The sequence below is a fragment of the Streptomyces sp. C genome, from assembly GCF_000158895.1.
GTDB classification, from domain to species: Bacteria; Actinomycetota; Actinomycetes; order Streptomycetales; family Streptomycetaceae; genus Streptomyces; species Streptomyces racemochromogenes.
In genome coordinates, this window is the sequence record NZ_GG657750.1 from 1,355,346 (window position 1) to 1,362,341 (window position 6,996).

A 6,996-nucleotide genomic window follows, 5' to 3' on the forward strand; every position below is an offset into this window, starting at 1 on the left:
CCGTAGGAGTCTGGGCCGTGTCTCAGTCCCAGTGTGGCCGGTCGCCCTCTCAGGCCGGCTACCCGTCGTCGCCTTGGTGGGCCATTACCCCACCAACAAGCTGATAGGCCGCGGGCTCATCCTTCACCGCCGGAGCTTTCAACTCCCGCCCATGCAGGCAGGAGTATTATCCGGTATTAGACCCCGTTTCCAGGGCTTGTCCCAGAGTGAAGGGCAGATTGCCCACGTGTTACTCACCCGTTCGCCACTAATCCACCCCGAAGGGCTTCATCGTTCGACTTGCATGTGTTAAGCACGCCGCCAGCGTTCGTCCTGAGCCAGGATCAAACTCTCCATGAATGTTTACCGGTAATCCGGTGCACACGCACGAAAGAGCGGGCCAGTCTTGGTCGGAATATGACCGACTGACCACAACGTCCTCGCTGTGTTGTTGCCTGCCAGTGCCCGAAGGCCCGACAGGTCTTTTTCAAAGGAACCTCATCCACCGGAGTGGACGGGGTATCAACTTCTGGCGTTGATTTTTGGCACGCTGTTGAGTTCTCAAGGAACGGACGCTTCCTTTGTACTCACCCTCTCGGGCTTTCCTCCGGGCTTTCGTTCTTCGTTCTTGCGTTTCCGACTCTATCAGGGTCTTTCTCGCTCGCTTTCCAGGTCCTGCGCTTTCGCGCTTTCCCTTTCCGGCGGTTCCGACTCTATCAGTGGTTTTCGTTCTCTCCGACCACTCTCCGTTTTGCCGTAAGGCACGCGGAAAGCGATCAAGCGGAGATCCGGACGATCACTGATTGAGGAGGAGTCCCGGCCACCGACTGTTCGCGAGATGTTCACGCGGCACGTCCTGGCGGGAGTCACGACAGTACAGCTCCCGTGGGAGACAGGCAAATCGAATCACGCGTATGGTCTAGTCCACCGGTCTAGTCCACTAGTCTCCGTGTCCAAGGGCCGTCCGGATCGGGACCAACATTGGGCGAACCCGTACAACCTCTGCAATATCCTTCAAACGAGTACGCCGTTCGCAACAGGCAGTGACGGCGGCACCAAGAAGCCCCACCCCCTGGGAGGCCCCCATGACCAGCGTCACGTCCCCGCTCGCCGGGCAGGCCATCGGACTCGCGGCAGTGCCCGACCCGGTGTTCTCCGGCGCGATGGTGGGACCGGGCACCGCCATTGATCCCGTGCGCGAACCCTCCGCGGCGGTGTCTCCCGTCGACGGTGTGGTCGTTTCCCTCCACCCGCACGCGTACGTGGTCGTCGACAGCGAGGGCCACGGTGTCCTGACCCACCTCGGTATCGACACCGTCCAGCTCAACGGCGAGGGCTTCGAGCTCCTCGTGAACAAGGGCGACACCGTGGTCCGGGGCCAGGAGGTAATCCGATGGGACCCCGCCGCGGTCGAGGCCGCCGGCAAGTCCCCGATCTGCCCCGTCGTGGCGCTTGAGGCGACGAACGACTCCCTCTCCGGCGTCGTCGAGTCCGGTGACGTCAAGCCGGACGACGTCCTCTTCAGCTGGCAGTAGCCCTTCCGCCTGCTCCCACAGGCGAGTCGGATATCCATCACGGCGGCTGGAGCCGCCGCTCAATCGGAGACGGGTGTAATGGAGACAACGCTGCGAGGCGTCGGCGTGAGCCACGGTGTGGCGATCGGCGAGGTTCGGCACATGGGTACGGCCGTGCTCGAACCGCCCGCGAAGCAGATCGCCGCGGACGAGGCGGAGCGCGAGCAGGGGCGCGCCCGTCAGGCCGTGGAGGCTGTGTCGGCCGACCTGATCGCACGCGGCCAGCTGGCCGGTGGCGAGGCCCAGCACGTGCTCGAGGCCCAGGCGATGATCGCCACGGACCCCGAGCTGATGTCGGACGTCGACCGGCGGATCGTCGTCGGCAGCACCGCCGAGCGCGCCGTCTACGACGCGTTCGCGTCCTACCGCGACCTGCTCGCGGGGGCCGGCGAGTACATGGCCGGGCGGGTGGCCGACCTGGACGACGTGCGCAACCGGATCGTGGCGCGGCTGCTGGGCGTGCCGATGCCGGGCGTCCCGGACAGCGACGAGCCGTACGTGCTGATCGCCCGGGACCTGGCTCCCGCCGACACCGCGCTGCTGGACCCGGCGCTGGTGCTCGGGTTCGTGACCGAGGAGGGCGGGCCGACCAGTCACAGCGCCATCCTCGCGCGGGCGCTCGGTGTGCCGGCGATCGTGGCGCTGCCGGGTGCGTGTGAGATCGCCGAGGGCACGGTCATCGCCGTCGACGGCAGCACCGGTGACCTGTTCGTGGAGCCGACCGCGGAGAAGCGGGCCGAGCTGGAGACCGCGGCCGCCGAGCGGAAGGCCGCGCTGGCCGCCTCCTCCGGTCCGGGTGCGACGTCCGACGGTCACAAGGTGCCGCTGCTGGCGAACGTCGGCGGGCCGGCGGACGTGCCGGCCGCGGTGGAGGCCGGGGCCGAGGGCGTGGGCCTGTTCCGTACGGAGTTCCTGTTCCTGGACGACAGCAAGAAGGCTCCGTCCGAGGAGAAGCAGATCGAGTCGTACCGCAAGGTTCTGGAGGCGTTCCCGGAGGGGCGTGTCGTCGTGCGGGTGCTGGACGCCGGCGCCGACAAGCCGCTGGACTTCCTGACCCCGGCGGACGAGCCGAACCCGGCGCTGGGCGTGCGCGGTCTGCGGACCCTGCTGGACCACCCGGAGGTGCTGCGCACGCAGCTGACCGCGCTGGCCAAGGCGGCCGAGGGGCTGCCGGTCTACCTGGAGGTCATGGCCCCGATGGTGGCCGACCGCCAGGACGCGAAGGCGTTCGCGGACGCGTGCCGCGAGGCCGGTCTGGTGGCGAAGTTCGGCGCGATGGTGGAGATCCCCTCCGCCGCGCTGCGGGCGCGCTCGATCCTGCAGGAGGTGGAGTTCCTTTCGCTGGGTACGAACGACCTCGCGCAGTACGCCTTCGCCGCCGACCGGCAGGTGGGTGCGGTGTCGCGGCTCCAGGACCCGTGGCAGCCGGCGCTGCTCGACCTGATCGCCATGTCGGCCGAGGCCGCCAAGGCGGAGGGCAAGAGCTGCGGTGTCTGTGGTGAGGCCGCTTCGGATCCGCTGCTGGCCTGTGTGCTGACCGGTCTGGGTGTCACCTCCTTGTCCATGGGTGCGGCGTCGATCCCGTACGTGCGGGCGACGCTCGCCAAGCACACCCTCGCGCAGTGCGAGCGTGCGGCCGCCGCCGCGCGGGCCGCGGACAGTGCCGAGGAGGCGCGGGTGGCCGCGCAGGCGGTGCTGTCCGGCGAGTAGCGGGCGGTACGCGTTGTCGGTTCCGAGGGGCCTTCGCCGGTGGCGGGGGCCCCTCGGGCGTTTCCGGTGCCGGTCGGGCCGCGCCGGCTACTCGCGGTGCGGGCCGGGGACGTCCACCTCGTAGCCGGGGCAGTATTCGACGCCGGGTTCCGGGGCCACGGGGTCGCCGGTGTCGGCGTCCGTGCAGTAGGCGTCGAACACGGCCGCGGCGGTGAGGGCGACGAGGCGGCCCCGGTCGAGGCGCCAGCCGTGGACCCGGTCGCGGTAGCCCTCGGTGGTGCTCCGCAGGACCAGTCCCCCTGAGCCGCCGAGGGCGAGGCCCGCGGCCAGGACGGTCACGAAGTCGAGGCCTTCGCGGCCCTGGACCCGGGGCCGGGTGCCGGGGGCGGCAGCCGCTTCGGCGTGCAGGACGGCGATGAGCTGTTCCTCCTCGGCGGGGACGCTGCAGACGAGGTGGTGGTGGCCGGGTCCGGCGCCGGCCACGAGGCGTTCGAGCATGTCGGCGGCGCGTTCGAAGGAGGCCTTGCCGATGTCCTCGCCGCAGTCCGCGCAGGCTCCGACGCCGGCGAGGAGCTCGGTGGCGTACTCCCAGGTGGACTGCCGGGCGGCTTCGTCGACGAGGAGCGGTACGAGTTCCTCGACGGGCTGGCCGGCGTAGGGCAGTGTCGGGCCGCCGGCGAGTTCGGCGGTGAAGCGGCTGCGGGTGTGGGGGCTGTCCGGGTCGAGGCCGTGTTCCGCGCAGTAGCCGGCGTACTCCTCGGGGTCGAAGAGGGCGACGGTGGTGTGGATGCCCTGGGCGGCGAGGGAGCGCAGCAGGGCGTCGATGCGGCGGAGGTAGTCGGGGTATTCGTAGTGGTGGCCGAAGGCGAAGGTGCGGTAGTGCCGCATGGCCGCGAAGTCCCCGGGGTCGGTGATGAGGCCGACGGTGCTGGGGACCTCGCGGCGCAGTGACGCGGTCGCGGACGCGGGTGCGGTCGCGGATGCGGGTGCGGTCGTGGTGGTGCGTGGTGTGTCGGGTGTGGCGTTCATGGTTCCCCCTGAGCGTGCGATCACTTGCTCACTCACGGTAACCGCCGCCACTGACAGTCACCTCCTGGTGCGGCCCAGCTCTTCGTAGAAGCCAAGCAGTTCCGGGTTGTCGACGGAGCCGGGGTTGACCGCCTTGGCCATCGGGGTGCCCTGCAGGAGGCGCTTGACGGGCACCTCGATGCGCTTGCCGGTCAGGGTGTGCGGGACGGCCGGGATCTCGATGACCTCGTCGGGGACGTGGCGCGGGGAGAGCTGCTCGCGGATGGTGGCGGCGATCTTCTTGCGCAGGGCCTCGTCGAGGACGGCGCCGGGGGCGAGGTGGACGAAGAGCGGCATCCAGTAGCCGCCGCCCGGCTCCTCCAGGCCGATGACCAGGGATTCCTTGATCTCGGGGAGGCGTTCGACGACCTCGTAGATGTCGGCGGAGCCCATCCGTACGCCCTGCCGGTTCAGGGTGGAGTCGGAGCGGCCGTGGATGACGACGGAGCCGTGGTCGGTGATCGTGATCCAGTCGCCGTGGCGCCACACGCCGGGGAACATCTCGAAGTAGCTGTCGCGGTAGCGGCTGCCGTCGGGGTCGTTCCAGAAGTGGATCGGCATGGAGGGCATGGGGGCGGTGACGACGAGTTCGCCGACCTCGCCGGTGAGGGGCTTGCCGGCCGGGTCCCAGGACTGGAGGTCCGTGCCGAGGCAGGCGGCCTGGAGTTCGCCGATGTGGACGGGGAGGGTCGGGACGGCTCCGGCGAAGCAGCTGCACACGTCGGTGCCGCCGCTGACGGAGGCGATCCACAGGTCTTCGGCGACCTCCTCGTGGAGCCAGCGGAAGCCGTCGGGCGGCAGCGGGGAGCCGGTGGTGGCGACGCACTTGACGGCGGAGAGGTCGAAGTCGCGGGAGGGGTGGACCTCGGCCTTCTTGCAGGCCATCACGTAGGCGGCGGAGGTGCCGTAGAGGGTGGCGCCGGTGCGTTCGGCGATCCGCCACTGGGCGCCGGTGTCGGGGTAGCCGGGGCTGCCGTCGTAGAGGACGACGGTGGTGCCGGTGAGGAGGCCGGAGACGAGGAAGTTCCACATCATCCAGCCGGTGGAGGTGTACCAGAAGAACCGGTCCTCGGGGCCGAGGTCGCAGTGCAGGCCGAGCTGCTTGAGGTGTTCGAGGAGGATCCCGCCCTGGGACTGGACGATGGCCTTGGGCGCGCCGGTGGTGCCGGAGGAGTAGAGGATCCACAGCGGGTGGTCGAAGGGGACCGGTTCGAAGACCGGGTCCTGCGTGCCGGAGGTCAGGTCGGCCCAGGCGCGGGTGCCCTCGGGGGCCTCGGTGCCCAGGAGCGGGATGTGGACGACGGCGCGCAGGGAGGGGAGTCCTTCGCGCAGCTCGGCGACGGTTTCGCGGCGGTCGTGCTCCTTGCCGCCGTAGCGGTAGCCGTCGATGGTGAAGAGGACGACGGGTTCGACCTGTTCGAAGCGGTCGAGGACGCTGCGGGCGCCGAAGTCGGGGGCGCAGGAGGTCCACACCCCGCCGACGGTGGCGGTGGCGAGGAAGGCGACGACGGCTTCGGGGATGTTGGGGAGGTAGCCGCTGACGCGGTCGCCGGGGCGGACGCCGAGGGCGCGCAGCTCGGCGGCGAGCGAGCCGACCTGGCGGCGGAGCTCGGCCCAGGTGAGCGGGGCGGGTTCGTGGGTCTCGTCGACGTGGAGCAGGGCGGGGTCCCCGGCGCGGGCGGGGTCCTCGGAGGCGCGCAGGGCGTGCTCGGCGTAGTTGAGGGTGGAGTCGGTGAACCAGCGGGCGCCGGGCATGGAGCGGTCGGCGAGGACTTCCCGGTAGGGGGTGGTGAAGCGGACCTCGAACCACTCGGCGACGGCCTGCCAGAAGGTGTCGAGCTCGTCGACGGACCAGCTCTGGAGGGCCGGGTAGCCGCCGTCGGCGGGGGCGCCGAAGCGTTCGGCCGCCCAGGCCTGGAAGCGGGTGACCTGGGCTCCGGCGATCCTGTCGGGGCTCGGGGACCAGAGGGGTTCCGGCTGGGTGGCAGAGGTCATGGGTCGGCTCCCGGTCAGGTCTGGGCTCTCGCGCTTCGTGTGCGTACGGCTCCGTCGCGGCGTCGTGTGCGCGCGGCGGCTCACAGGGACCATGCCACGTGATCGACATCCGCACCAGAGCTGTCCCGGGCCGGGCGGGTTGATCGTTTTCCGGGTGAACGGCAGCTGAACGCCGCCCGCGCGGCGGGGTGACGGTGGCAGGGTGACCGGCATGGACGGTCGTGATCTGGTGCGTGCGGTGACGGAGCTCGGTACGGAGCGCGGGCGGCGGGCCTGGCGCTCGGCGTGGCGCCACCGGCGGGCGGACGCCGGGGCGCTGCCGCGCCGGGGCGCGGAGCGGGCGCGGGTCCCGGGGCTGCTGGCGGGGACCGAGGCCCGGCCGGGCGGTGGGGTGCTGCGGTTCGCGCGCAGTGAGCTGCTGGTACGGGTGACCGTGGGCGGTGCGGTGTTCTGGGGCTGGGACGGGGCGGAGCCGGTGCCCTCGTACGCGGTGGTGGGCAGTGGTCCCGCGCCGGATCCGCGGGCGGTGCTGGAGCCGGACACCGGGGGTGGCTGGCGGGTGGTGTCGGAGCGGGTGACGGTGGCGGTGTCCCGGCACGGGGCGGTGGAGGTGCGGACGCCGGGCGGGGCGGTGCTGCGGAGGGAGCTGCCGCCGCGCTGGTGGGACCCG

At 70.8% G+C, this 6,996-nt stretch carries 4 protein-coding genes, 1 pseudogene and 1 other annotated feature (1 of these 6 cut by a window edge); of the genes and pseudogenes, 3 read left to right on the forward strand and 2 right to left on the reverse strand.

What is annotated here, in order from left to right; translation table 11 throughout:
* Window positions 1-339, reverse strand: a sequence feature (mutual gap in cmsearch alignment for this rRNA model is longer than 100) (it extends 1,158 nt beyond the left edge of the window).
* 725 nt (window positions 340-1,064) lie between these two features.
* Window positions 1,065-1,514 (forward strand): PTS glucose transporter subunit IIA, encoded by a 450-nt coding sequence (locus SSNG_RS05940; RefSeq protein ID WP_007262898.1) that lies wholly within the window; start codon window positions 1,065-1,067, stop codon window positions 1,512-1,514.
* A 78-nt stretch (window positions 1,515-1,592) separates the two neighbouring features.
* Window positions 1,593-3,263: a phosphoenolpyruvate--protein phosphotransferase gene (ptsP, locus tag SSNG_RS05945; RefSeq protein ID WP_007262899.1), complete on the forward strand. Its 1,671-nt coding sequence runs from the start codon at window positions 1,593-1,595 to the stop codon at window positions 3,261-3,263.
* A gap of 87 nt (window positions 3,264-3,350) precedes the next feature.
* On the opposite strand, the gene SSNG_RS05950 is transcribed toward ptsP, so the two are convergent.
* Together SSNG_RS05950 and SSNG_RS05955 are read right to left on the reverse strand one after the other, a co-directional pair.
* Window positions 3,351-4,292 carry a hypothetical protein gene (locus SSNG_RS05950; RefSeq protein WP_007262900.1) on the reverse strand — a complete coding sequence of 314 codons (942 nt, stop codon included), beginning with the start codon at window positions 4,290-4,292 and terminating at the stop codon, window positions 3,351-3,353.
* A gap of 57 nt (window positions 4,293-4,349) precedes the next feature.
* Window positions 4,350-6,326 (reverse strand): acetoacetate--CoA ligase, encoded by a 1,977-nt coding sequence (locus tag SSNG_RS05955; protein ID WP_007262901.1) that lies wholly within the window; start codon window positions 6,324-6,326, stop codon window positions 4,350-4,352.
* A 211-nt stretch (window positions 6,327-6,537) separates the two neighbouring features.
* Here SSNG_RS05955 and SSNG_RS05960 point away from each other — a divergent pair.
* A pseudogene (locus SSNG_RS05960) lies at window positions 6,538-6,996 on the forward strand (glycosyl hydrolase); the annotation flags it as partial.

Excerpts from the sequence above, each read along its gene's own strand:
- SSNG_RS05955 (WP_007262901.1), bottom strand. The coding sequence starts at position 6,326 with ATGACCTCTGCCACCCAGCCGGAACCCCTCTGGTCCCCGAGCCCCGAC.
- ptsP (WP_007262899.1), top strand. The coding sequence starts at position 1,593 with ATGGAGACAACGCTGCGAGGCGTCGGCGTGAGCCACGGTGTGGCGATC.
- SSNG_RS05950 (WP_007262900.1), bottom strand. The coding sequence starts at position 4,292 with ATGAACGCCACACCCGACACACCACGCACCACCACGACCGCACCCGCA.
- SSNG_RS05940 (WP_007262898.1), top strand. The coding sequence starts at position 1,065 with ATGACCAGCGTCACGTCCCCGCTCGCCGGGCAGGCCATCGGACTCGCG.